Origin of the sequence: Mycobacterium sp. MS1601 (genome assembly GCF_001984215.1) — a bacterium.
Taxonomy (GTDB): domain Bacteria; phylum Actinomycetota; class Actinomycetes; order Mycobacteriales; family Mycobacteriaceae; genus Mycobacterium.
This window is the reverse complement of the sequence record NZ_CP019420.1, coordinates 5,994,876-6,018,368: the sequence shown is the minus strand read 5'-3', so window position 1 is coordinate 6,018,368 and position 23,493 is coordinate 5,994,876. Positions and strand designations below refer to the sequence as shown.

The window sequence follows — 23,493 nt, the reverse complement described above, 5'->3', positions numbered from 1 at the left end:
CCGGGGCGGGTCGGCTGTGTTCGACGAGCTCGCCCGTGAGCGGGGGTGGGCGGTCAGCGGTGAGCAGCTCTACGACGAGTGGGACCGCCGCAACAAAGAGGCACAGCGGCTGGTCGACCTCCGCGAGCAGTGGGTATCCTTCGCCTCGATCTCGCGGGATGCGCTGGACGCCGCGTATTCGGCGCTGGGCCTGTCGGCTGATCCGGACGCCGACATCGCCCGTGTCCAAGCCGGCGTCGCCGACTGGCCGCTGTGGCCCGACGTCGCCGAAGGACTGGCTGCGGTGTCCGAGCATGCCCGCATCGGCATCCTCTCCAACGTCGACGACGCGCTGGCGCGTACCACCCGTGCGTATGCGCTTGTCGATCCCGATCTTGTGCTGTCCTCCGAGCGGCTCGGCGCCTACAAACCCGACCCGGCGATCTACCGGCGGGCCCGAAATCTGCTGGGCGAGGAGGTGGTGCACGTCGCCGCCTCCGCCCGTGATGTCCGCGGTGCGCTGGAGTCCGGCATCTCCACCGTCCGCCTGGTGCGGCCGGGACACCGGCTCGATCCCGACGGCCCGGTACCCACCGCGGTGGTGAACACGGTGGGCGAGTTGGCCCTGCGCGCATTTTGATGTCCACCGTGCCGCCAGCGGCGCCCTCATCCCGCAGCGGTTCCCGCGTGGCGACGTCTGACCGGCGTGCTGAGTCGGGCCTGCCGTAGCGGCACATCTCCGTGCTTGTCGAAGTAGTAGCTGTTGGCCTGCGCGCAGCTGTCCTGCCAGAAGATCTGCCGGTGCCAGCGACTGCCCGCCGGCGCCGGTGATCGGGTAGCCGGTCGCGTCGATGTCCATGACGTTGAATCCGGTGGCCAGTACCAGTACGTCGAGCTGATGCAGTTCACCGTCTGCGGTCTGCACACCGGCGGGGCGCACCGCGGTGATGGGTTCGATGGCCAGCAGTCTTATCTGTAAGGCAGGGCCGAAGTTTCAGCGTTCTTGCTGGTTCGTGCTTGTTCGATATGTGTATGTGATGGGGATGCATAGAGTTCGCGTGTTACCCGTGTGTAGGTGGATCCGTTGACACACCTGGTAGTTGCGGCGCCGTCTGCCCATGGGCTTGCTCAGCACTGACTGTGGCCCGCATTGGACTGCATGGCAGGAGATGTCGTGTTTATTCGTCGTCTTCGCCGGTGTTGAGTACGCCGAAGTCGATGTGGATGGCCAGCGGGCCATCGGTGTCGCTGGTGAGCAGGATGGGGAAGGCTCCGTCGCCGTAGCCGCTGTGGCTGACGATGATGTTGTGTTCGCGGTCGCTGGCGGGGATGTTGGCGTAGTGCATGGGTAGTGGGGTGAGAGTGTCGAGTTCCAGTTCACTGGTATTGGTGTAGCGGTCGGTGTGTCCGACCAGGAAGTCCTCGATGAGGATCATGGCGCCGCACTGTCGTCAGTAACGCCGAACTTGCGGGCGGTCTCGCGCATGAGCGGGACGATGACCTCTGGATCGCGGCCGGCGAGATTGGTGGCGTCGTTGCCGTAGTGGTTGGCGATGGTCGGATTCCCGCCACAGGCGATGGCTTTCTTGACGGTCGGCACATCGCACCTCATCACGATCCAAGAGAAAGCGGTGTTGCCGAACCGTCTGTCTTGAATGTTGGGGTCAGCGCCAGCATCCAACAGCGCTGCGACGATCTCCGATTGTCCCTGTTCGGCGGCGTAGTGCAGGGGGGTTAAGCCGTCGGCGTCTTGAGCGTTGACGTCGTGCTTGCCGCTGGCCACCAACGCCAAGTACTCCTCCACGTCATACTCCATATCGAACATGTGCAGCGGAGTCCGCACCATCACAACCTCTTTTCTGCTTGCGTGGGGTTTTCGATCACTGTAGGCGCTCGTGGCGGCGCCGCGGTTTGGTGAGTTCGACTTCGTGTCACCGGTTTTGGCGTTTGCGTTTCTTCTGTGCTTGGGTGTCGCGTTTTTTCTTCTTCGGTTCGCTCTTCTTTTGTCGTCTTTCTTCTTGCTGCCGTTGTTGGAGGAGTTTTTGCGGTCTTTGTTGCCGCCGCGGTCATCGCGTTGCTGCGAGCTACTGGTGCCCGAGCGTGATTCAGACGATTCGGAGTCGTCTTGCTGTCCGGAACCTAGTGGCACGGTTCGGGTGGCGTTGGTGTCGCGCATCTCGGCGTTGATGTTGGCGCGTTCTGAGGAGGGCCGGATGTTCGGGGTGGGGTTGTCGATTTCATCCCGCAACCGGCGCCGAGCGGTTGGGTCAGCTGCCAGCTGCGGGTACTGGAGTTCTCCCACTGCAGTCGGCTCGCATCGTTTTCCCATTCCACGACTTCCCGACGAGATAACCCGTACTTATCGGCCGCCACCGGAGCGCCGTGACCCCACGATCCACCGACGCTCTGCTCGCCAGCGCCAAGATCCGAAAAGCGCTGCGCGAGATGCAGAAAAAGGGTCTGGACATCAACATCAACGCCGTGGCCAACTACGCCCACGTCGCCCGCAAGACCATCTACAACCATCCCGATCTGGAACAGGGGATCCGTGCCGCGGCCACCACAGCCGCACCGCGATCAGCCGAACCTCCGCCCGATACGGCGACCGGGAATAGCAGCATTACCGCTGCACTGCGTGATCAACTGCGCAGCCAGAAACACCCCTACGGCGCCGACATCGCCGCACCCAAATCCCAAATCAAGCAACTACAGCAAGAACTGGCCGCCGCCCACGGCGAACTGCAGCGACTCCGGACCATCACCGCCGCACAACGAGGAACCCCATGAGGTTCACACGACAAACGCCACCACTCGGGCCCGATCTGATCCGCAGCAACCTCACGCCGAGAATGCACGATGCGTACCCTGTCTGGATGGCAAGGATCTCGGATGTGTGACCAGCGCACACTTGATGACTTGATCATCGCGGATTCCACTGTGTGGCAGCGTATCCGGTCGTGGGCACGCGAGGGTCCGAATACGGTTCTGCCGATCACGGCTGGCTGAAACTCTTCGGCGGCGGAACCGCGGACATGCCAGCCTTTCTCGACCTCATGACGTCCGGTCTGCGGGCCGGCATGTGCGCCATCGATGTCCTCGGTGGCGTGTTTGCGCTCAACTGGGGCGCATTTCCAGGAGCGCACCACCGTATCTGGTATTGGGCGCCAGCCACGTTGGCTTGGCTAGAGTGCGGTGAGTGGACCCACTTCGATCTGGTCTGGTCTGCTCTCACCGGTGGGCTGGACCGGTTCTACGAAGACCTCCGCTGGCCAGGCTGGCAGGACGACGTTGCACAGCTTGACGCAGACCAGGGCTACACACTGATGCCGCAGCCGTTCAGCGTTGAGGGTCGCGACGTCGCACTGTCCCACAAGGCAGTGGTCCCGATGGCCGAGATCTGCCGCGTCATGTACATGTTCACCGGCCCAGGCGGAGTGTTCGACGGAACCAGCGACCGCTACCCGATGTTCTGGCTCCGGGGACCACATGCGCGCCCCGACATCGACCGATTCACGGACTAACCCAACCGGCATCCGCCGCCGCGCCCGACGGCACCAGAGAAGTACAGCCGCAAAGACGACCTCAGAATGCCCAGAGTTTGATCGCGGCACCGATCCCGGAGAACCCGGCGCCGACGATCACGCAGTGGTGCCCGGGCATCACCACACTCAGGAGTGCAGTGCCGCCCGCAGGGCCGATAAGCCGCGATCCATCGCCTCGGTGCAGGCCGGGATCACCCCAGCGAAGCCCAAGTAGCCGTGCACCAATGTCTCGGCGTGGTCGACCGTCACCGAAACGCCTGCCGCCGAGAGTAATTCGGCATAGGTGAGCCCGTCGTCGCGCAGCGGGTCGTGGCCGGCGACGGCGACATACGCCGGGGCCAGTCCGTCGAAGTGGGCCGCGCGCCCCGGAGCCAGGGTGGCGGGCACGTCTGCCGGGTCGATCTCGCCGGCGTACCACGCCGAGAACGCCTCGATGGAGCGCAGATCCAGAATGGGTGCCTCGGCGTTCTCGGTGAACGACGGCAACGAGTTGTCCCACATCACCGTCGGATACCAGAGCAGTTGGAAGGTCAGATCCAGGCCCGGTTCGTCACGTGCCAGCTGCGCCATCACCGCCGCGAGGTTTCCGCCCGCGGAATCGCCGGCGACCGCCAGGCGGGAGCTGTCGGCGCCGAACTCGGCGGCGTGGGCGGCCACCCAGCCAACGGCGGCCCAGGCGTCGTCCACGGCCGCTGGATGCGGATGTTCGGGAGCCAGGCGGTAGTCCACCGACACCACCACCGCGTCTGCTCCGACGGCGTGCTGTCGGGCGGTGCCGTCGTAGGTGTCGAGATCGCCGACGGCGAACCCGCCGCCGTGGAAGAACACCACGACCGGCAGCGTCGCACCCGCGGACGGCGGCGTGTAGATCCGCACCGGCAGGGGTCCGCCAGGTCCGTCGAGTACCCGGTCCTGGGCGTCGACCTCCGGGAGGATCGGCTGGCGGGGCAGCGCCCGGAATCGGGCGCGCGCCGCCTCCGGACCGCCGTCGGTGGTCAGCTGGAACGGCATGGCGTCCAGGACCTTCTGCAGAATTGGATCTAAACCGGGCATCACGACAACCTACGTGGCCATGGCCGCGGGTGGGTGAGCGCGTCCGGCCAGGGTTTCTGATGACTTGCTGGAGTGCGGGTGTTGCGCGTCGTCGGCTGCTGACGGCGGTGGCCGACGCGACGTGTGACGCCGCTTACAATCCGGCCGACGGGCTGGCGCCGAGCGCGGTGTTGTGGCGCGTGGTCCCAGTTCAGCGGGATGTTGATGGCGAAGATTCCGGGTCGGAACTGCGGGTCGCCTGTCGGGAACCGACACATTTGTCGCTGGCGGGCGGGGGTGGCGTCGCTGATGGTGTTGTGTAGCGGCTGTTCTTTGCCCAAAGCGAAGTTTGCTGACGGGCCTTCAGCAAAAAGGTAGCCCCCCGCACCGGCACCGGGTGACCCAGAATTGTCGCCGGAATTGTGTGCGCAGGTGGGCCGCGGGGTTCGAGGAGAGTAGATGACAGACGCCAAGCAGGGCGGAGACGGGCGGTCGCTGTCGTTGGCGCCTCTGACGGTCTTGGAACTCGGACCCGATGAGTTGGTGGACGTGGCCGCGGCCGCCGGTTTCGACGCGGTGGGGCTGCGGCTGATCCGCGCGACGCCCGAGGAGCCGTTGCGCCCCTCGATCGGGCGGACACCCCTGGTTCGCGACATCAAGCTCCGGCTCGACGATTCCGGCCTGCGCCTGATCGACATCGAGGTGTTGCGGCTGCGTCCGGACACCCACGTGCGCGACGACTACGGCGCCTTCCTCGAGACCGGTGCGTTCCTGGGGGCCGAACAAGTTCTGGTCACCGGCAACGACCCCGACCACGCCCGCACCGCCGAGCGGTTCGCCGAGCTGGCGGAACTGGCCGCTGACTACGGTATGGCGCCCAACCTCGAACCGATGCCGTGGACCGAGGTGAAGAACCTGCAGGAGGCCGTCTCGATCGTCGCGCGCGCCGGGCACGACAACGTGGGGCTGCTGGTCGATGCGATCCATTGGGACCGCGCCCTGAACACCCCGGCTCAGCTTTCTGCTTTGCCCCGCAACTGGATTCGCTACGCACAGATCTGCGATGCCGTGGCCGAGCGGCCCACGACAGTGGAGGAGATGATCTACCAGGGCCGCGTCGCGCGGCTGTTGCCCGGCCAGGGCAGCATCGACCTGGTGTCGATGCTGCGGGCGCTGCCCGCCGATATCCCGATCAGTGTCGAGGCGCCGGTGTTGTGGGACGCACCGGCGGCCGTCCGCGCCAAGGCCGCACAACGTGCCGCCCGCGCGGTGCTCGAGCTGGCGGACGGCGACGAAGACCGGCGGTCCATGCGCTACGCCTGAGCTCCGGCCGGCGGGAGTAACTTCTCCACCATGGCGTCGCTAGCGGACACCCGGACCCGTACCCCGGCATGGACCACCCGGCTGTGGGTGGCAGGGGCACTGGTGGGCGCGGCGTACGGGCTGTTCCTGGTGGTGGCGGCGTCCGGCCTGCCCGCGGGCGCTGATCTCACCGGCCGGTTTCCCGGCCAACCACTGATCAAGGCGTTGATGGCGGTGCTGCTCGCCGTCGCCGCGACGTTCACCCCGCGCCCGCGTGAGCGGCGCTGGCTGCTGGGCGCACTGGTGTTCTCCGCGGTGGGCGACTTCTTGTTGGCGATGCCCTGGTGGGAGCCGTCCTTCGTCGGCGGCCTCGGTGCGTTCCTGGTGGCGCACCTGTGCTTTCTGGGTGCACTGCTGCCACTGGCGACAGTCACCCGGCCCCGCGTGGCGGCCTCGGCACTGGTGGTGCTGGTCTGTGCGGCGCTGCTGGTCTGGTTCTGGCCTGCCCTGGCGGCACAGGGGTTGACCGTCCCGGTGGTGCTTTACATCGGGGTGCTCGGCGCGATGGTGTGTGCCGCCCTGCTGGCGGGGTTGCCGACGTGGTGGACCGCGCTGGGTGCGCTGTGTTTCGCCGCGTCCGACGCGATGATCGGCATCAGCCAGTTCATCCGCGTCGATCAGCTTCTGGCAGTGCCGATCTGGTGGGGATACGCGGCGGCCCAGGTGCTGATCACCGCGGGTCTGTTCTTCGGGCGCGGGACGGCGCCGGACGCCCAGTGACCACACAGCGCCGGGCTGCCGAGACGGCGCCCATCGCCAGGGTGCTGCCCATGCTCACAGTGCCCCATCTCGACCGCGAATTCGACTACCTGGTGTCCGAGGAGCAGTCCGAGGAAGCGCAGCCGGGGGTGCGGGTGCGGGTGCGGTTCAGCGGCAGGCTGGTCGACGGGTACCTGCTGGAGCGCCGCTTCGACACCGATCACGACGGCAAGCTGGGGTGGCTGGACCGCGTGGTGTCACCGGAGCCGGTGCTGACCCCGGAGGTGCGGCGGCTGTGCGAGGCGGTGGCGGCGCGCTACGCAGGCACCCGCCCTGATGTGCTGCGCCTGGCCATTCCACCTCGGCACGCCCGAGTGGAACGCGAAATGGCTACTGCTGCAGAGCAAGTGGAGATCGCAGGGTCGGATCCGGCGGCCTGGGCACGCTACCGCCGGGGCGACGGTTTCCTGGATGCGCTGCACCACGGCCGCGCTGCCCGCGCAGTGTGGCAGGCGCTGCCCGGCGAGAGCTGGACCGAGCGGTTCGCCGAAGCGGCGGCGGCCACGGTCAGCGGCGGGCGCAGTGTGCTGGCGGTGGTGCCCGACCAACGTGACGTCGACGCACTACACGCGGCTGTGGTGGGCCGCTGCGGGCAGGACATCACCGTGGCACTGGCGGCGGGATTGGGCCCGGCGGCGCGCTATCGACGGTGGCTGGCGGCACTGCGGGGATCAGCGCGGGTGGTGATCGGTACCCGCAGTGCGGTGTTCGCGCCCGTCGTGGATCTGGGACTGGTGCTGATCTGGGACGACGGTGACGACAACCTCACCGAACCCCGCTCGCCGTATCCGCACGCCAGGGAGGTGGCGATGCTGCGCTCCCATCAAACCGGATGTGCCGCCGTGATCGGCGGTTTCGCGCGCACCGCCGAGGCGCAGGCGCTGGTGCGCAGCGGATGGGCCCACGACCTGGTGGCAGCGCGGCCGGTGGTGCGGGCGCGTGCGCCGAGGGTGGTGGCCCTCGACGACAGCGGGTTCGCCGAGGAGCGTGATCCGGCGGCACGCAGCGCCCGGCTGCCCTCGATGGCCTTGCAGGCCGCCAGGATGGCACTCAAGTCCGAGCATCCGGTGCTGATCCAGGTGCCGCGACGGGGGTATGTCCCGTCTCTGGCGTGTGGTCGGTGCCGCACCATCGCGCGCTGTCGGCACTGCACCGGACCGCTGTCGCTCACCGGACCCGCCGCTGACCAGGGTGGCGCGGTATGCCGCTGGTGTGGGCGCGCGGAGACAGCACTGCGGTGCGCGCGGTGCGGTTCGGATGCGGTGCGTGCCACGGTCATCGGAGCTCGGCGCACTGCCGAGGAACTGGGCCGCGCATTCCCCGGGGTGTCGGTGCTGACGTCGTCGGGGGAGTCCATGCTGAGCGCGGTCGACGCCGGTCCGGCGCTGGTGGTGGCCACCCCCGGCGCCGAACCCACCGCGGCCCACGGTTATGGCGCCGCTCTGCTGCTGGACAGCTGGGCGCTGCTGGGCCGTCAGGACCTGCGTGCCGCCGAGGACACCCTGCGTCGGTGGATGGGTGCCGCTGCGCTGGTGCGCCCGCACGCCGATGGCGGCACGGTTGTGGTGGTGGCCGACTCCGCCATCCCCACCGTGCAGGCCCTGATCCGCTGGGACGCGGTGGGGCACGCCGAATCCGAGCTGGACTCCCGCGCCGAGGTCGGGCTGCCGCCGAGTGTGCACATGGCCGCGCTCGACGGCGCCGCGGCCGCAGTGGATGCCTTGCTCCAGGACGCCGAGCTACCCGCCGACGCCGAGGTGCTGGGACCGGTGGAGCTACCACCGGGGGTGCGCAGGCCCGCAGGTGCCGCCGACGACGCCGAGATCATCCGGATGCTGGTTCGGGTGCGCCGCAGCGAGGGCGGCGCCCTGGCGACGGCCTTGCGCCGCGCCGCCGGTGTGCGCAGCGCGCAGCGTGATCAGGAGCCGGTGCGCATCCAGGTGGACCCGTTGCACATCGGCTGATCGGGCGTCAGGACCGCGCGCAGCGCACCGATTCCTCAGCGCTGTGACGGGCTGCGAGCACGACGTCGGCGACGGCCCCGACGTGCGGTTCGCGCACGATCGAATGGTGATCGCAGTCCACCACGTCGATGGTGAGGTCGCCGGTCAGGATTCGCGGCCACAGCCGGTGGTCGTCGCGGTTGAGATGGCTGAGCAGCAGATGCGCCCGTCCGTTCCACGGCGTGGGCCGGTGGGCGTACCCCGTCATCATCCCGACCTCTTCGACGGCCATGGTGCGCCGCGCGTACCCGCCGACCACCAGGCCCGCCAGCGGTATCCGCTTCTGCCGGTCCCACCACAGCTCGAAACCACCTGCGGCCTCGGCTTGTTCGAGTGTCACCGTGACGTCGGGCAATTCCGAGCGGGCATCCCTGGCCACCTTGGGGGACAGCCAGGGGTCGAGCATGACGACGAGTTCCACCACGGCGCCCTGGGCTTCCAGCAGATGAGCGACCTCCAAGGCGATGTGCGAGCCCAGCGAGTGGCCGACCAGCGTGTACGGGCCGTCGTGCTGGATGCGGCGGACATCACGCAGATGCCGCAGCGCTGCCCGACGGACCGACAGATCCGGAATCTCGTGTTTCTGCAGGCCTTTCGGCTCGAATGCGTACACCGCGGTGTGTGGTCCGACGCGCTCGGCAAGCGGTGCGAAGCACAGCGCGGAGGCACCTGCGCCGGTGAAGCAGAACAGGGGAGCCGGTGACGTCGCCGCTGACACCGGCCGTAGCGCCACGGTGGTGGGACTCAGCTGGGTGCGATCGGATACCGGGCGGGCCCCGCCCGCCTCGGCGATCCTGGCCGCGAACTCCGCAACAGTGGGAGCGCCCGCCAGATCTGTTGGCTGCACGTCAATCCCGTGTGATTCCCGCAATGCCAGGGCCATCTGGACAGCGGACATGGAATCTCCGCCGAGGGCGTAGAAGCTGTCGGCGCGACCGACCGCATCGACGTGGAGGACCTCACCCCAGAGCCGGCTCACCAACGACTCGTGGTGGTTGCGTGGTGCTGCGAAAATCGGGCGGCTGGGCGTGGGCAGCGCGGCCCGGTCGATCTTGCCACGGTCGCCGCGGGGCAGCGCGGGCAGAACGACGATGTGGGCGGGCACCATCCACGGCGGCAGGTCACGGTGCAGCCGGGTGCGCACTTCGGCGATCGAGGGGGTCCTGGCGGTGGTGGTGGGGGCGATGTAGGCGACCAGCGCGGTGGACTGACCTCGCTCGCTGCTCGCTCGGTCCGAAACGACGACTGCCTCACGGATGTCGTCGTAGGACAGCAGGGTGACTTCGACTTCGGTGGGTTCCACCAGATAGCCCCGGATCTTGACGGTGCTGTCCGCGCGCCCCGAGAGCACCAGGTTGCCGTCGGCGTCCCAGCGGCCGACATCGCCGCCGGAATAGGTGGTGGTGGCGTCCGGGTTCACGACGAACGACGCCGTGGCGGCCTCCGGGTCGAGGTACCCGGCACCCAGGTGACGCGACGTGATGGTCACCGCGCCGTGCTCGTCGACGGTGACGTCCTTGTGCGGGGCTGGGATTCCAACGGGGATCACGCCGGTCGGTAAGGGCGCGCCGGGAGCGATGTCGTGGCTGGCGATCGCGAGGGTCTCGGTGGAGCCGGCCCAGTTGGTGAACACTGCTGCGGGCGCCAGCTCACGTGCCAGGCGGATGTGTCGGGCGTGCGCGGCTTCTCCGGTGACGACGATACGGCGAACCCGGGGCAAAGTGGCGCCGCGGGCGCAGGCATGCAGGACGTCGATGAATGCCGGTGTGCAGGTGATGATCTCGACGCCGGATTCGGCGATGCGGCTGAAGGCCTCGGGCCCGGTGTGCTCGCGGGGGTCGATGCCGATGATCTCGGCGCCGCCCAGCAGCGAGCCGATCAGCACGTTGAGCCCGCCGGCGAAACTGATCGGCATGCACAACGCCACCGTGCGGCCGTCTGCCAGCCCGAACCGGTCGCCCAGCAGCTGCGCGTCGGCCAGCCACAAACCGTGGGTGTGCAGCACGGCCTTGGGGGTTCCGGTGGAGCCCGAGGTGAACTGGATGCTGGTCACGTCGTCGAGCCCGACGGCCACCGGCCCCGGGAGCCCGACGGGATTGTCCCGGCGGGGATCGACCCGCACGACGTCGTAGTTGTTGGCGTCGAGGATGGCGGCGATGGTGTCGACCCGGTTCTGCGGGGTGGCCGGGTCCACGGTCACCACCGTGGTGCCCGCGGCGAACAGGCCGAGGATGGCCGCCACCGTGGCGGGATCCAGCGGCGCGTCCACCATGGCCGCCGTCCGGCCGGGAGTCGGCAGGGCCCAGCCCTGCGCCGCGGCGAGCAACTGTCCATAGCTGATGTCCCCGGCCGGGGTGCGCAGTGCGGTCTGATCGCGGCGGGCACGGGCGGTGGACTCGAAGTGAGCTGAGACCGAAGCGAACTCGATCGGACGCTCGGGCGGCACCGGCGGGTTCTCGGTCGGTAGGTCGGCATCCGGGTCGACGGAGCAGCCGCGGCGGCGCAGGAGCACCGCCGCACCGGACACCAGCACCGCTACCAGCGCTACGGCCGCCCGCAGCAGCGTTACGACAGTGCGCGGGGTGGACGAGTCAGCAGGTGCGGTGGCGTGGGCGCGGGCCGGCCGGGTCATGAATCGGGACATCCCATCGCGGTAGTGCGGCGAACCTCGACGAAAAGGTTCCGATCTGGAATTTGGGTAGGTTAACCTAACAACATGGTGTCGGCAACCACGCGACACCGGTGACCACAGACGCGCCGTCGCGAGTTTGGCAACGCATCGTGTGCAGATCGGCCCCCTGCGCATAGGGTGAGAGTCGCAACTGCAGACGGAGGCAGGCATGGGGCGGATCTGGCGGGTGGTCAGGTGGTCGATCCTGTTGGGGCTCATCACATTCGCTGTTCTGTGGCCGCTGGGCTTCGCACCGTTCTCCGGCAACGGCGGTGAGGTCACCGAGGATCTGGTGTCGATCATCGACTACCGGGGGGACTACGTCGTCAACCGCGACGGCAACCTGGAGGCCACGGAGACCATCACCGCGGACTTCCCCAGCGGCCGGCACGGCCTGTTCCGTTACTGGGACGTGGCCAACCAGAACAGCCCGTACGTTCGTCAGCCTCCCGAGGTCGTCTCCATCACCGTCGACGGCGAACCCGCCGAGTACCAGATGCTGTGGGAGACCGGCGAACGGTTCCGCGTGGCCAAGATCGGCGACCCGGACCAGTACCTGGACCTCGGACCGCACGTCTTCCAGATCCGCTACACCATCGCCGGGGTGCTGGATCCCGTCAGCACCGGCGCAGGGAAGGACTTTGCCGGCGCCGACGGCGACCCGGATGCTGCCCCGTCGGTGTTCTACTGGAACGTCATCCCACCGGGCTGGAACAACAGGATCGACCGGGCCCGGATCACGGTGAGCCTGCCCGGACGTGTGCCTGGCGCCCAGTGCGCGGTCGGTTATGGCACCGGCGCCGAATGCACCCGCCTCGACATCCAAGGGGACACGGTCACCGTCGAAGCCACCGACCTCGAGCCCCGTACCCCGGTGACCCTGCGCGCCGGCGTCGACGTGCCCACCCCGCCGCGCGCCGAGATGCCGTGGTCGTTCACCTGGGATCGAGTCCTCGGCACATCGGAATCCAACCTGGTGTGGGTGGCCGCCGTGACCCTCGCAGGTGCGGTGATGGCCGTGGCCATGTTCCGGATGACCGTGGAAAAGGAGCCCGGCTTCCCGCTGCAGTACGCCCCGCCGGAGTCGCTGGGCCCGGTGCAGTTCGAGTACATCCGCACCGAGTCGGTGCCCAAGAACGGGCTGTCCGCCACGCTGTTCCACCTCGCCGAGCGCGGGCTGGTGGAACTGCGCCAGGTGGGCGAGAAGAAGTGGGAGGTGCTCGGCCGGGGAGACCAGGGCGCCTGGGCGTCGGTGGACCCGGTGACTCTCGCGGTGGGTTCGGCGCTGAAGGTGACGCGCCCAGGCCAGGAGTTTCGCGCCAACGGCACCGAGACGGCAGGCAAGAAGCTGTCGAAGGCCAAGACCGAGATGACCGACGCCGTGGAGAAATGGGCGCAGGACCGCGGGCTGATCGTCAAGCGCCGCGGCGAACTCTGGGTGCGGGCGGCCAACGTGGTCTCCGTGCTCCTGGCGGTGTGCGCGACCCTTCGCTGGGGCTTCTCCGGCACCATCTGGGTGGTGCCGTTCGCCCTGTTCTTCCTGCTGACAGCACGGTCGTGGCGCGACGGCGTTGGCACCCGCCGCACCCCGGCCGGGCGTGAACTGTGGTCGCGCGCAGGCGGATTTCACCGCATGCTGTCCACCGACTCGGCCGAGGCCCGTTTCGACTTCGGCGCCCGCAAGGATCTCTACAGTGCCTACATGCCCTACGCGGTGGCCGCCGGGGTGGCGACACTCTGGGCGCAGAAGTACCAGACGATCACCGGAATGCCTGCGCCCCAACCGCAGTGGTACTACTCCACCGGCGGGCACCAGACTCTGGTCGGCGGTTCCGGCGGAGGTTTCGACAGTTTCGAATCGGCGTTGTCGTCGTCCATCAGCGCCTACACCGCCGCGCAGTCGTCGAGCAGCAGCGGAGGCAGCAGCAGCGGCGGTGGCGGCGGCGGCGGTGGTGGCGGTGGCGGTGGAGGAGGTTCATGGTGACCTGGGTGCTGGCGGTGGTGCTAGCCGTCGCGGTGGCGGTGCTGGTGGTGTTCGTCCTCGGCTACAACAAATTGCGCACCGCCGACGTCCGCGTCGACGAGGCGCTCGGCGGAATCGACGTCGAACTCACCCGGCGGGCTTCGCTGATTCCCAGTCTGGTGCACACCGTGCAGACCTTCGCCACCCACGAGAAGAGGGTCCTGGACAACATCACCGCGGCCCGCACCGCGCTCGAGGTGTCCACCCACGGCACGTCGGTGGCCCAGCGCAGCGCGGCCGAACGTCAGCTCGACACCGCGTTGGGCCAGGTGCTGGCGCTGGGACAGAACTATCCGCAGCTGTCGTCGTCGGCCAACTTCCTGGACTTGCAACACAATCTCACCGACACCGAGAACAAGCTGGCCTTCGCCCGTCAGTACTACAACGATGCCGCCGCGACGGTGAACAAGTTGATCGGCACCATCCCGTGGATGTACGTCGCGGGACGGGCCGGGGTGTCGCAGCGGGAGTACTACCAGACGCCGCGGTGACCGGAGCCGCGCGGCGAGGTCTCTAGACTGTCCCGGTGCGTCTCGTCTTCGCCGGTACCCCGGAACCCGCGCTCCCGGCGTTGCAGCGGCTGATCGACTCGCCGCGGCACGAGGTGGCCGCGGTGCTGACTCGTCCCGATGCAGTGTCGGGACGCCGCGGCAAACCCACCCCGTCACCGGTGGCGCAGCTGGCGGCCGATCACAACATCACCGTGCTGCGGCCCACCCGGCCCAACTCACCGGAGTTCGTCGCCGAACTGGCCACCTACGAGCCGGAGTGCTGTCCGGTGGTGGCCTATGGCGCCCTCCTCGGCGCCGGGCTGCTGGCAGTCCCGCCCAGGGGGTGGGTCAACCTGCACTTCTCACTGCTGCCTGCCTGGCGCGGTGCCGCGCCGGTGCAGGCCGCCATCGCCGCGGGTGACGAGGTGACCGGCGCCACCACATTCCGGATCGAACCGGACCTGGACTCCGGTCCCGTGTACGGGATGGTCACCGAGACCATCAAAGCCGGTGACACCGCAGGCGACCTGCTGACCCGGTTGGCCGAGTCCGGAGCGGTACTGCTGTCCTCGACGCTCGACGGGATCGGCGACGACGTGCTGGTGCCGGTGCCGCAACCTGCCGAGGGGATCAGCGTGGCGCCCAAGATCACCGTCGACAGTGCCCGGGTGCGCTGGGACCTACCGGCACACGTCGTGGAACGTCGTATCCGCGCGGTGACCCCGAACCCGGGTGCCTGGACCATGCTCGGTGACATCCGGGTGGGCATCGCGCCGGTGGAACCGGTGGACGACGACCTCGACCTGGCACCGGGACAGGTGCTGGTGCAGAAGCGCAGGGTGCTGGTGGGTACCGGGTCGTGCCCGGTGGCCCTGGGCACGGTACGGGCGCCGGGCAAGAAACCGATGAATGCCGCCGACTGGGCGCGCGGCGCCCGGCTCGATGATCAGGTGCGGGCGTCATGAACAACCGTCCGCCCCAGCGCCGTCAGCCACAGAAGCGCCCTCAGCGCACCCCTCTCGATCCGCCGCGCCGCGCCGCCTTCGACGTGCTACGCGCGGTGTCCGAGCGCGATGCCTATGCCAACCTGGCGTTGCCTGCGCTGCTGCGCGACCGCGGAATCACCGGCCGTGACGCCGCTTTCGCCACCGAACTGACCTACGGTGCGTGCCGCACCAGGGGGCTGCTGGACGATGTGATCAGCGCCGCGGCGGGCAGGCCGGTGGCCGATATCGACCCTGTGCTGCTGGATCTGCTGCGCCTGGGTGCCTATCAGCTGCTGCGCACCCGCGTGGAGCCACACGCCGCGCTGTCCACCACCGTGGACCAGGCCGGAATCGAATTCGACACCGCGCGTGCGGGTTTCGTCAACGGAGTGCTGCGCACCATCTCCCGGCGCGACGAGGCAGCCTGGGTGGCCGAACTGGCGCCGCCCCGCAGCACCGACCCGGTGGGCAACCTGGCGTTCATCCATGCCCACCCCCGTTGGATTGCACAGGCTTTCGCCGACGCGCTCGGTGCCCGCGCGGGTGAGCTGGAAGCACTGCTGCGCAGCGACGACGAACGCCCCACCGTGCACCTGGCGGCACGCCCGGGTGTGCTGACCGCGGAGGAACTGGCCGCTGCCATCGCCGGTGAGGTGGGCCGGTACTCGCCGTATGCCGCGTACTTGCCCGGGGGTGATCCGGGCGCGCTGGCACCGGTGCGCGACGGGAAGGCGCTGGTGCAGGACGAGGGCAGCCAGTTGGTGGCCAGGGCATTGACACTGGCTCCATTGGAAGGCCCGGATACCGGCCGATGGCTGGACCTGTGCGCGGGCCCCGGTGGCAAGACCGCGATGCTAGCCGCACTGGCCGGTGACTCGGCCACGGTGACAGCGGTGGAGCCGGCCCCACGTCGTGCGGAGCTGGTGGAACAGAACACCGAGGGCCTGCCGGTGCAGGTTCTGCGTGTCGACGGCCGCGAGTCGGGCCTGGAGCCTGGCTTCGACCGGGTGCTGGTCGACGCGCCCTGCACCGGACTCGGCGCACTGCGTCGCCGCCCGGAAGCGCGCTGGCGGCGCACCCAGTCCGATGTGCCTGAGCTGGTGAAGCTGCAGCGTCAACTGCTGGCGGCGGCCATCGCACTGACCAGGCCGGGCGGGGTGGTGCTGTATGCGACGTGTTCACCGCACCTGGCCGAGACGGCGGGTGTGGTGGCCGACGCGCTGCGCAGGCAGCCGGTGACCGCATTGGACACCCGAGCGCTGTTCGCCCCCGCCGACGACTTGGGTGATGGACCGCATGTGCAGCTGTGGCCGCACCGCCACGGAACCGACGCCATGTTTGCAGCCGCTCTGCGCAAGGATCTTTAATGGGCTCCATGTCAGCTTCACGCCCCCTGATCGCACCGTCGATCCTCTCTGCCGATTTCGCCCGTCTCGCCGACGAGTTGGTGGCGATCGAGGGCGCGGACTGGGTGCACGTGGACGTGATGGACGCACACTTCGTGCCGAACCTGACGCTGGGGCTGCCCGTGGTGCAGAGCCTGCTGGCCGCCACCGACATCCCGATGGACTGCCACCTGATGATCGACGACCCCGCGCGGTGGGCACCTCCGTACGCCGAGGCGGGCGCCTACAACGTCACCTTTCACGCCGAGGCCACCGATGACCCGGCGGCGGTGGCCCGCGACATCCGGGCCGCGGGCGCCAAGGCCGGGCTGTCGATCAAGCCGGGCACGCCGTTGGAGCCCTACCTGGAGATCCTGCGTGATTTCGACACCCTGCTGGTGATGTCGGTCGAGCCGGGTTTCGGCGGCCAGAGCTTCATCCCCGAGGTGCTCGGCAAGGTGGCCACCGCCCGCAAGCTGGTGGACTCCGGTGAGCTGACCGTTGTCGTCGAGATCGACGGAGGCATCAACGCCGACACCATCGAACAGGCCGCAGAAGCCGGGGTGGACTGCTTCGTCGCCGGATCCGCGGTGTACGGGGCACAGGATCCCGCCGCCGCGGTGACCGCACTGCGCCGCGCCGCCGCCGCTGCCTCACCGCATCTCGGGTGAACACCGTCGAGGCCGCCATGGCGCTGGCCATCCGGGCCGCCGACGGCGTCAAAGGCGCCACCTATCCGAATCCGCCCGTCGGCGCCGTGATCCTGGATCGTGACGGCCGAGTGGCCGGCGTGGGCGGCACCGAACCCGCGGGCGGCGCGCACGCGGAGGTGGTGGCACTGCGGGAGGCCGGCACCGGGGCCGCCGGCGGCACCGCGGTGGTGACGTTGGAGCCCTGCAACCACCACGGCCGCACCCCACCCTGTGTGGATGCGCTTCTGGCAGCGCAGGTTTCGACGGTCGTCTACGCGGTCTCGGATCCCAATCCGGTGGCCGCGGGAGGTGCGGACCGCTTGCGCGGCAACGGCGTCGAGGTGATCGCGGGCCAGGAGGCGCTGGCCGTCGAAAAGGGCCCGCTGCGGGAATGGCTGCACCGTCAGCGCACCGGAAGACCACACATCACGTGGAAGTACGCGGCCAGTCTCGACGGCCGCAGCGCTGCGGCGGACCGCTCCAGCAAGTGGATCACCGGCGAGCAGGCTCGCGCCGACGTACACCTGCGCCGGGCTGCCGCCGATGCCATCGTGGTGGGCACCGGAACGGTGTTCGCCGACGACCCCACTCTGACCGCGCGGTTGCCCGACGGGACGCCGGCCGCCAACCAGCCGCTGCGGGTGGTGGTGGGCACCCGGGAGATCTCGCAGGAAGCCAACATCCTCAACGACGACTCCCACACCATGGTGATACGCACCCACGATGTGCACGAGGTGATCCGGGCACTGGGGGATCGAACCGACGTGATGGTCGAAGGCGGGCCCACGCTGGCGTCGGCCTTCCTGCGCGCCGGGGTGGTGAACCGGATCCTGGCCTACGTGGCACCGGTTCTGGTGGGGGCCCTGGCACCGCGCTCGGTGACATCGGGGTGCCCACCATTGCCCGTGCGCTGCGCTGGGAGTTCGACGGGGTGAGCACTCTGGGTCCAGATCTGCTGCTGTCACTGGTTCCGGTAGACCGCGGCTGAGCATCACTTCCCGAAACCGTGCCACTATGGACGGGTGAGGTGGTTGCGGTGGGCGTCAGGCGTGGTTGGAGGCGGCCTGCTGGTCGCCGGTATCGCCGGTGTCACAGCACATTTCATCGGCCCCGTCAGTAACACCGCCACCATCGTCGCGGCGTTCACACCATTGCTGATCCTGGCTGCCCTGGCCGCCTCGGTGGTGTTCGCGGTGGGGCGACGATGGTGGGCGGCCGGGCTGGCCGTGGTGGTGACGGCGGTGGGGCTGTGGTCACAGCTTCCGCTCTACCGAGCAGATCCAGCCGCCGCGGCGGCGGTCGGTCGGCAGGACATTCGTCTTATGCAGGCCAATATCATGCTGGGACAGGCAGATCCGAACGCCGTGGTGGCCGCGGTGCGGGACAGGTCGGTGGACGTCCTCACCGTGATCGAGCTCACCGAGAGCGCCCGAAGTGGCGTGGAAGCGGCCGGTCTGCGCGAGCTGCTGCCCTATTCTGTGACGTTTCCCCGTTTCGGAGGCGGAGGCGCGGGCATCTATTCGCGGTATCCGCTGGAATCCGGCGAGCTGTTGGCAGGCTTTGCGCTCAACAACATTCGCGCCGAGCTGAAAATGCCTGGCGCCGAGCACATTGCGGTGTACGCGCTACATCCGATCCCGCCCTTTCCCGAGCCGGCCTGGAAGTGGGCTGCCGAGCTGGAGCGGCTGCATACGGTCCTGGGTGGTGAGACGCAGACCATGGTGATCGGTGCTGACTTCAATTCGACCTTCGACCACAAGCGTTTTCGTGATCTCCTGGCAGGTTCGGGCGCCGCGGGCTCACCTGAACTGCGCGATGCCGCCGAGTATGTCGGCGCGGGCATCGTCGCCACCTATCCGGCAGATCGGCGAATTCCCCGATTCTGGCGATCGACCGCATCCTCACCAAGGGAGCCAGTCCTATCTCGTTCGGCCGCATCGATATTCCGGGTTCTGACCACTTCGGGGTGATCGGCGACATCCGCCTCGACGACTAAGGCATCCTGATCTGGCTACGCACCATCTCACGTTGACGCCGCTCAGAGCACGTCGTTCTCGGCCTCTTCGATGAGGCCGCTCCACCATGAGTCCGGCCCGGTCGCGGCGCTGTCGATCGCGTGTAGCCGCTTTCGGAGCTTCCTCAGCCGTGTGCGGTGAGAGAGCCCATTGCCCGCTGGGAGGACTTGAGGACGAACCCGCCCCTCCCGGAAAGCACGAAGACGCTCCGCGGCCTGCTCAGCCGTCATCGTCACCGGTGTCGGGGCAGGCGGCCCGGAACTCAGATACTCCGCGAAAGCCTCGAGGAAGCCCTCGGTGGCCTTCCGGTCCCGGTTGAGCGGGGAACAATCGCCGGTTGCAACGTCGCACACCGATATGGTCCCGTCGCTGGCCTCCATGACCAGGAACTCCCCATCGTGAACACTGCCGATCTCGCGAGTCCCGGAGACGACGTCGGCTCTCATCGTCGCCGGGTACAGGCGGATACCGAACAGATGCTCCTCGCGCACACCCTGCACTCTATCGGTATGGACCGCAACAACTTCAGCCCCGCAGGACCACTTTGATCAAAGGGCCCTAGCACGAGCCGGCGTCGCGGATCATCGTGGCCACCTGGCGCACGAAGGGTTCACGCACGATCGAGTGATGGTCACACCGCACCCGGGCCACCTGCAGCTCACCGGGCAGGACGTGGGCCCACAGCCGCGGATCATCGACGTTGAGGTGACTCAGCAGCAGCAGTGTGCGGCCGCCCCACGGAGTTGGGCGGTGCATCAGACCCACCCGTACGCCGACCTCCTCGAGTGCCTTGGCCTGAGCTTCCTGCTCGAACTGGATGATCCCGGCAAGGGGTACCCGCAGCCGTCGTGACCACAGGTCCCAGCCTCGCAGTGCCGGTGCATCCAGCGTCAGGGTGGCGTCGGGCAACCGGCGTCGGGCGTTGCGTACGGCGCCGGGGGCAGGAAAGGATCCAGCAGGGTCACCAGTTCGACGGACTCGCCGAGGCCGGCCAGGCTGTGCGCGACCTCGAGTGCGATGAAGGCGCCCAGAGAGTGTCCGATCAGCGTGTAGGGCCCGTGCGGCTGAAGCCGCCGCAGATCACCGAGATGACGGCGCGCCGCCCTCTTCACCGTCCAGTCGGGCAGCCCGCGATTCTCCAGGCCGTTGGGCTGAAAGGCGTAGACAGGGCGCTCCGGCCCGGCGTGGCCGGCCAGGGCAGCGAACGTCAGCGCGGAGGCGCCGGCACCGGCGAAGCAGAACCACGGTGTCAGCGGCTGCGGCACCGTCGGTGCCCGCAGCACCACAGTGGTGGCCGCCAGCAGGGTGCGCCGCGGCAGTTGTTCAGCACCGAGACGGGCCGACAGCACCGCGGTGAACTCGGCGACGGTGGGGGCTGCGGCGAGATCCCCCTGGGTGAGCGCCACGCCGTAGCGGTTCTTGACCTCCACCAGGATGCGCGCCACCGTCAACGAATCGCCGCCCAGTTCATGACAGCTCTCGGTGCGGCCCACCTCGCTGAGTGCAAGTGCGCTCGCCCAGATGTCTGCCACCGCGGTCTCCAGGCCGGGCAGCGGCGGATCAATCGGTGCCCGAACAGGTTTCGGCAGTGCCAATCTGTCGACCTTGCCGCGTTCGGTGCGTGGCAGCGCGTCCACGATCATGACGTGGCTGGGGATCATCCAGGCGGGCAGCTGGTCACGCAGCTGGGCGCGGATCTCAGCGACGGAGGGGGCGCGCGCACTGCTGACCGGCGCCACGTATGCGTACAGCGCCGGGTCGGGGCCACTGCCGGCGACGACAACACCTTCGCGGACCGCGGGGTGGCGGGCCAAGGCGCTCTCGATCTCGGCCGGTTCCACCAGATAACCGCGGATCTTCACCGCGGTGTCGGCCCGTCCCCGCATGATCAGGGTGCCGTCGCGATCCCACTTGCCGAGATCGTTGGTGATGAAACTACGCCCGTCCGTGTGGTGCTCGAACCGCGTGCTCGCCGCGCCCGGGTTGACGTAACCGCAGGCGACGTAGCGCGACGTCACGGTTATCACCCCCTCGTCATCGAGGCTGATCTGCTTGTGCGGGGCCGGTTTTCCGGCGGGGATGGGGCCGACCGGCACAGGGTCGCAGGGGCGGATGTCGAACGTCGCGATGGCCAACGTCTCCGAGGACCCCACCCAGTTGGTGAAGGTGGCCTGCGGTGCGATCCGGCGCCCGGCGTGCACCACACCCGACTGGACGGCTTCGCCGGTGGTGACGAGCCTGCGCACCGACGCCCACGTCCGGCCCCCCGCGGTGTCGCTGAGGCTCTGTAGGAACGTCGGAGTGCAGACGACGACCTCGGCGCCGCAGGCGCCGAGATGATCGAAGGCCTGTTCCGGCGGGAGGTCTCGAGGATCCAGCATGATCACCTCGGCGCCGGACAGCAGCGATCCGATGAGCATGTTCAGCCCGGCCGCGAAGCTGATCGGCATGCACACCGCCACCCGGGTGCCGACGCCAACGCCGAACTCACCGGCGAACAGTTGTGCGTCGGCCAGCCACATCCCGTGGGTGTGCAGTACCGCTTTCGGTACTCCGGTGGAGCCGGAGGTGACCTGGATGCTGCTGATGGTGTCCACGCCGCCCGCGAGTGCGGGGGAGCGGGTGGGCTTGGTGGGCGGCCTCACCCAGGTCGGGCAATCCAGGCCCATCCCAACGGCTTCGGCATGGTTGGCCGCATCCGTGAGCACCGCGCTGACGCGGTAGTTCTCCTGTTCCAGCGAGCCGATCACGCCTGCGGTGCGAGCGGCAGGCAGGGCAGGGTCCAGCGGGGCGAGAATGCGTCCCGCGCCGAACATACCGAGCACCGCTGCGACCGACTGCCGGTGGAACCCGGCCAGCATCACCACGATGTCGCGGTCAGTCTCGGGCCCCGGCGCGGCCTGTGCCCACGCCCCGGAGTCGGCGGCGAGCTCGCGGTAGGTGACGCCCCCGCCGTCGAGGGTGCGCAGCGCCACCTGGCCGGGGTGTTTGTCTGCGACTTCGGTGAACGCCTTGCCCACCGTCATGTCCTCGGGAATGGGGTGCACGGTCTGCACTGGTGAGGTTGGCATCGGCGGCTCGTTGTCGTCGGTGTCGTTGTGGGCGAGAGTGTTCCCGACGAGGGTGTTGCGGCGGCGCACCCGGTGCAGCAACCGAGCCAGCGGTACCGCGATGACCGAGGTCGAGAGGACTTCGGCGGTGACGTAGGTGTAGCCGACGCCATTGATGCCGAACAGTGGGGTGCTCAGGGTGACTCCGGTGACGATCACCACACCGAGCAGGATCTGCACTGTGACAACCAGGCGTAGGCGCCGTTGCAGTCTGGCCAGCGCGCTGTAGATGGTCAGCAGCGCCACCGAGGGCAGCGTCAGCGCCATCAGCCGGATCAACGTGGTGCCCTCGGCGGCGTAGTCCGGGCCCATGATGCCCAGTACCAGCGGAGCGGACACCAGCAACAGCACACAGCCGGTGACTGCGGCGCCCCCGCACAGGACGGTGAATCGCCTTGTCGCAGCGCGCAGGTCGGCACCCGGGGTGGAGGCCGTGGCGATGAACGGTGCGGCGGTGGCGCCGATCAGCACGGCGAGGGTGTTGACAACCAGCCAGCACATCGAGAAGTAGGCGTTGGTCTCGGTGCCGAGTTGGGCGACGATGATCAGCGGCACCAGTAGCGGGATGACGATCCCGACGGAGCTGATGGCATAGGAGCTGGCGAAGAACTGCAGCAGTTCCCGGCGCACCGGCAGTGTCGAAGTACCCAGGCGCCTGCTGGTTTCGGGACGGATGACCGCGAGGGCGAACCAGGTGGTGATGACCGCGGCGGGAATCACCCACGCCCACACGATGGCCGACCCGGTGGCCAGTGGTATCAGGGCGGCCACGGCGGCCAGTTTGCACAGCGACTGGGAGATGTTCTTGACGGCGATGGACCGGGCACGGCCGAGGCCGATGAGCACCTGATCCTGCAGGGCATATGCGGCCAGCACCGCCACGAACGCCGGAAACAACAGTGTTTCAACAGTATTCGAGAACAGCTGGGTACGTGGGCCCACTGCGAGGAAAGCGGCGCCGAACAGCACCGCCGTCACGGTCACCAGCAGCATGCCCCGGCGCACATAACGCTTGGCGGCTGCGCCGGACACCGGAAGGAACCGTTCGTAGAGGCTGCCCAGGCTCAGGGTGGACAGGATGGCCACCAGGGTCGCCGAGGAGATGATGGCCGAGGCGCGACCCACCTCGGCGGCGCTGTAGCCCCGGGCGGCCATCGTCCAGAACACGAAGCCCAGTGCTCCGGTGGCGGCGCTGGAGGTCATCACCGCCGCGATGTCGATGCCCAGGGCGCTGGCCCGCACCGGCGGCAGGAATCTGCGCCGTGAGGCTGGCCGCCCGGCGTCGCCGGCGACGGGCGAGACGTCGGCGATCACGATCGACCGTCGACCCTGACGAATCCGTAAATTAGCAAAGTGTGAATTCCTTGCTTGAAGTCGATCATCACACCGTGTCGACTTGACGCAACCACCGTGCGCGTGGTTGGCGGTCGCGCGGCCGGCATG

Annotated in this window: 20 protein-coding genes and 1 pseudogene; 13 read left to right on the top strand and 8 right to left on the bottom strand. The window is 68.5% G+C overall.

The annotated features are described in order from the left end of the window. Positions 1-16: 16 nt before the first annotated feature. Positions 17-619: an HAD-IA family hydrolase gene (locus tag BVC93_RS28680; protein WP_197687522.1), complete on the top strand. Its 603-nt coding sequence runs from the start codon at positions 17-19 to the stop codon at positions 617-619. Between the two features lie 26 nt (positions 620-645). On the opposite strand, the pseudogene BVC93_RS34265 reads toward BVC93_RS28680, so the two are convergent. The 3 genes and pseudogenes from BVC93_RS34265 to BVC93_RS34260 form a co-directional block, all read right to left on the bottom strand. Then, positions 646-943, bottom strand: a pseudogene (locus BVC93_RS34265) (hypothetical protein); the annotation flags it as partial. A 214-nt stretch (positions 944-1,157) separates the two neighbouring features. After that, positions 1,158-1,415 carry a hypothetical protein gene (locus BVC93_RS28670; RefSeq protein ID WP_083740357.1) on the bottom strand — a complete coding sequence of 86 codons (258 nt, stop codon included), beginning with the start codon at positions 1,413-1,415 and terminating at the stop codon, positions 1,158-1,160. Beyond that, the gene (locus BVC93_RS34260; protein WP_192860129.1) at positions 1,412-2,281 is read right to left on the bottom strand and encodes an ankyrin repeat domain-containing protein; all 870 of its coding nucleotides are present in this window, start codon (positions 2,279-2,281) and stop codon (positions 1,412-1,414) included. The genes BVC93_RS28670 and BVC93_RS34260 overlap by 4 nt, the downstream gene beginning before the upstream one ends. Positions 2,282-2,361: 80 nt before the next feature. Here BVC93_RS34260 and BVC93_RS28660 point away from each other — a divergent pair, with 80 nt between their 5' ends. Beyond that, the gene (locus tag BVC93_RS28660) at positions 2,362-2,766 is read left to right on the top strand and encodes a transposase (RefSeq protein ID WP_083740355.1); all 405 of its coding nucleotides are present in this window, start codon (positions 2,362-2,364) and stop codon (positions 2,764-2,766) included. A 170-nt stretch (positions 2,767-2,936) separates the two neighbouring features. Beyond that, positions 2,937-3,500: a DUF2625 family protein gene (locus BVC93_RS28655; RefSeq protein ID WP_157517126.1), complete on the top strand. Its 564-nt coding sequence runs from the start codon at positions 2,937-2,939 to the stop codon at positions 3,498-3,500. Between the two features lie 147 nt (positions 3,501-3,647). Here BVC93_RS28655 and BVC93_RS28650 read toward each other — a convergent pair whose 3' ends face one another. Next, positions 3,648-4,574: an alpha/beta hydrolase gene (locus tag BVC93_RS28650; RefSeq protein WP_083740353.1), complete on the bottom strand. Its 927-nt coding sequence runs from the start codon at positions 4,572-4,574 to the stop codon at positions 3,648-3,650. Between the two features lie 438 nt (positions 4,575-5,012). Here BVC93_RS28650 and BVC93_RS28645 point away from each other — a divergent pair, with 438 nt between their 5' ends. Genes BVC93_RS28645 through BVC93_RS28635 form a run of 3 tightly spaced genes read left to right on the top strand, consistent with a single transcriptional unit; the run spans position 5,013 to position 8,638 of the window. Next, positions 5,013-5,876: a sugar phosphate isomerase/epimerase family protein gene (locus tag BVC93_RS28645; RefSeq protein WP_083740352.1), complete on the top strand. Its 864-nt coding sequence runs from the start codon at positions 5,013-5,015 to the stop codon at positions 5,874-5,876. 30 nt (positions 5,877-5,906) lie between these two features. Further along, a complete protein-coding gene (locus BVC93_RS28640) occupies positions 5,907-6,635 on the top strand; it encodes a lysoplasmalogenase (RefSeq protein ID WP_157517125.1) in 729 nt (242 codons plus the stop codon). Between the two features lie 50 nt (positions 6,636-6,685). Continuing rightward, positions 6,686-8,638 (top strand): primosomal protein N', encoded by a 1,953-nt coding sequence (locus tag BVC93_RS28635; RefSeq protein WP_083741439.1) that lies wholly within the window; start codon positions 6,686-6,688, stop codon positions 8,636-8,638. Between the two features lie 7 nt (positions 8,639-8,645). Here the strand turns inward: BVC93_RS28635 and BVC93_RS28630 are convergent, their stop codons facing one another. Then, on the bottom strand, positions 8,646-11,309 hold the full coding sequence (locus BVC93_RS28630; RefSeq protein ID WP_192860128.1) for an alpha/beta fold hydrolase: 2,664 nt from the start codon (positions 11,307-11,309) through the stop codon (positions 8,646-8,648). 208 nt (positions 11,310-11,517) lie between these two features. On the opposite strand from BVC93_RS28630, the gene BVC93_RS28625 reads away from it, so the two are divergent. From BVC93_RS28625 to BVC93_RS28595, 7 genes are all read left to right on the top strand, one after another. Then, entirely contained in the window at positions 11,518-13,332 is a 1,815-nt protein-coding gene (locus BVC93_RS28625) for a DUF2207 domain-containing protein (protein ID WP_083741438.1), read from the top strand. Further along, entirely contained in the window at positions 13,326-13,862 is a 537-nt protein-coding gene (locus tag BVC93_RS28620) for a LemA family protein (RefSeq protein ID WP_083740350.1), read from the top strand. The genes BVC93_RS28625 and BVC93_RS28620 overlap by 7 nt, the downstream gene beginning before the upstream one ends. Before the next feature lie 35 nt (positions 13,863-13,897). Next, a complete protein-coding gene (locus BVC93_RS28615) occupies positions 13,898-14,827 on the top strand; it encodes a methionyl-tRNA formyltransferase (protein ID WP_083740349.1) in 930 nt (309 codons plus the stop codon). Continuing rightward, positions 14,824-16,215, top strand: coding sequence for an RsmB/NOP family class I SAM-dependent RNA methyltransferase (locus BVC93_RS28610; protein WP_083740348.1), 1,392 nt, complete (start codon positions 14,824-14,826; stop codon positions 16,213-16,215). Before BVC93_RS28615 ends, BVC93_RS28610 begins: the two co-directional genes overlap by 4 nt. After that, on the top strand, positions 16,215-16,904 hold the full coding sequence (gene rpe, locus BVC93_RS28605; protein WP_192860127.1) for a ribulose-phosphate 3-epimerase: 690 nt from the start codon (positions 16,215-16,217) through the stop codon (positions 16,902-16,904). Before BVC93_RS28610 ends, rpe begins: the two co-directional genes overlap by 1 nt. After that, positions 16,901-17,860: a bifunctional diaminohydroxyphosphoribosylaminopyrimidine deaminase/5-amino-6-(5-phosphoribosylamino)uracil reductase RibD gene (gene ribD, locus BVC93_RS28600; RefSeq protein ID WP_236950169.1), complete on the top strand. Its 960-nt coding sequence runs from the start codon at positions 16,901-16,903 to the stop codon at positions 17,858-17,860. The genes rpe and ribD overlap by 4 nt, the downstream gene beginning before the upstream one ends. A 114-nt stretch (positions 17,861-17,974) precedes the next feature. Beyond that, positions 17,975-18,895 carry an endonuclease/exonuclease/phosphatase family protein gene (locus BVC93_RS28595; RefSeq protein WP_236950168.1) on the top strand — a complete coding sequence of 307 codons (921 nt, stop codon included), beginning with the start codon at positions 17,975-17,977 and terminating at the stop codon, positions 18,893-18,895. Between the two features lie 68 nt (positions 18,896-18,963). Here BVC93_RS28595 and BVC93_RS28590 read toward each other — a convergent pair whose 3' ends face one another. The 3 genes from BVC93_RS28590 to BVC93_RS28580 all read right to left on the bottom strand — a co-directional run bounded on the left by BVC93_RS28590 (position 18,964) and on the right by BVC93_RS28580 (position 23,364). Further along, a complete protein-coding gene (locus BVC93_RS28590) occupies positions 18,964-19,431 on the bottom strand; it encodes an SUKH-4 family immunity protein (protein WP_157517123.1) in 468 nt (155 codons plus the stop codon). Between the two features lie 67 nt (positions 19,432-19,498). Then, the gene (locus BVC93_RS28585) at positions 19,499-19,849 is read right to left on the bottom strand and encodes a hypothetical protein (protein WP_083740346.1); all 351 of its coding nucleotides are present in this window, start codon (positions 19,847-19,849) and stop codon (positions 19,499-19,501) included. Next, positions 19,831-23,364, bottom strand: a complete 3,534-nt coding sequence (locus BVC93_RS28580; protein ID WP_083740345.1) for an AMP-binding protein — start codon at positions 23,362-23,364, stop codon at positions 19,831-19,833. The genes BVC93_RS28585 and BVC93_RS28580 overlap by 19 nt, the downstream gene beginning before the upstream one ends. Between the last annotated feature and the right edge of the window lie 129 nt (positions 23,365-23,493).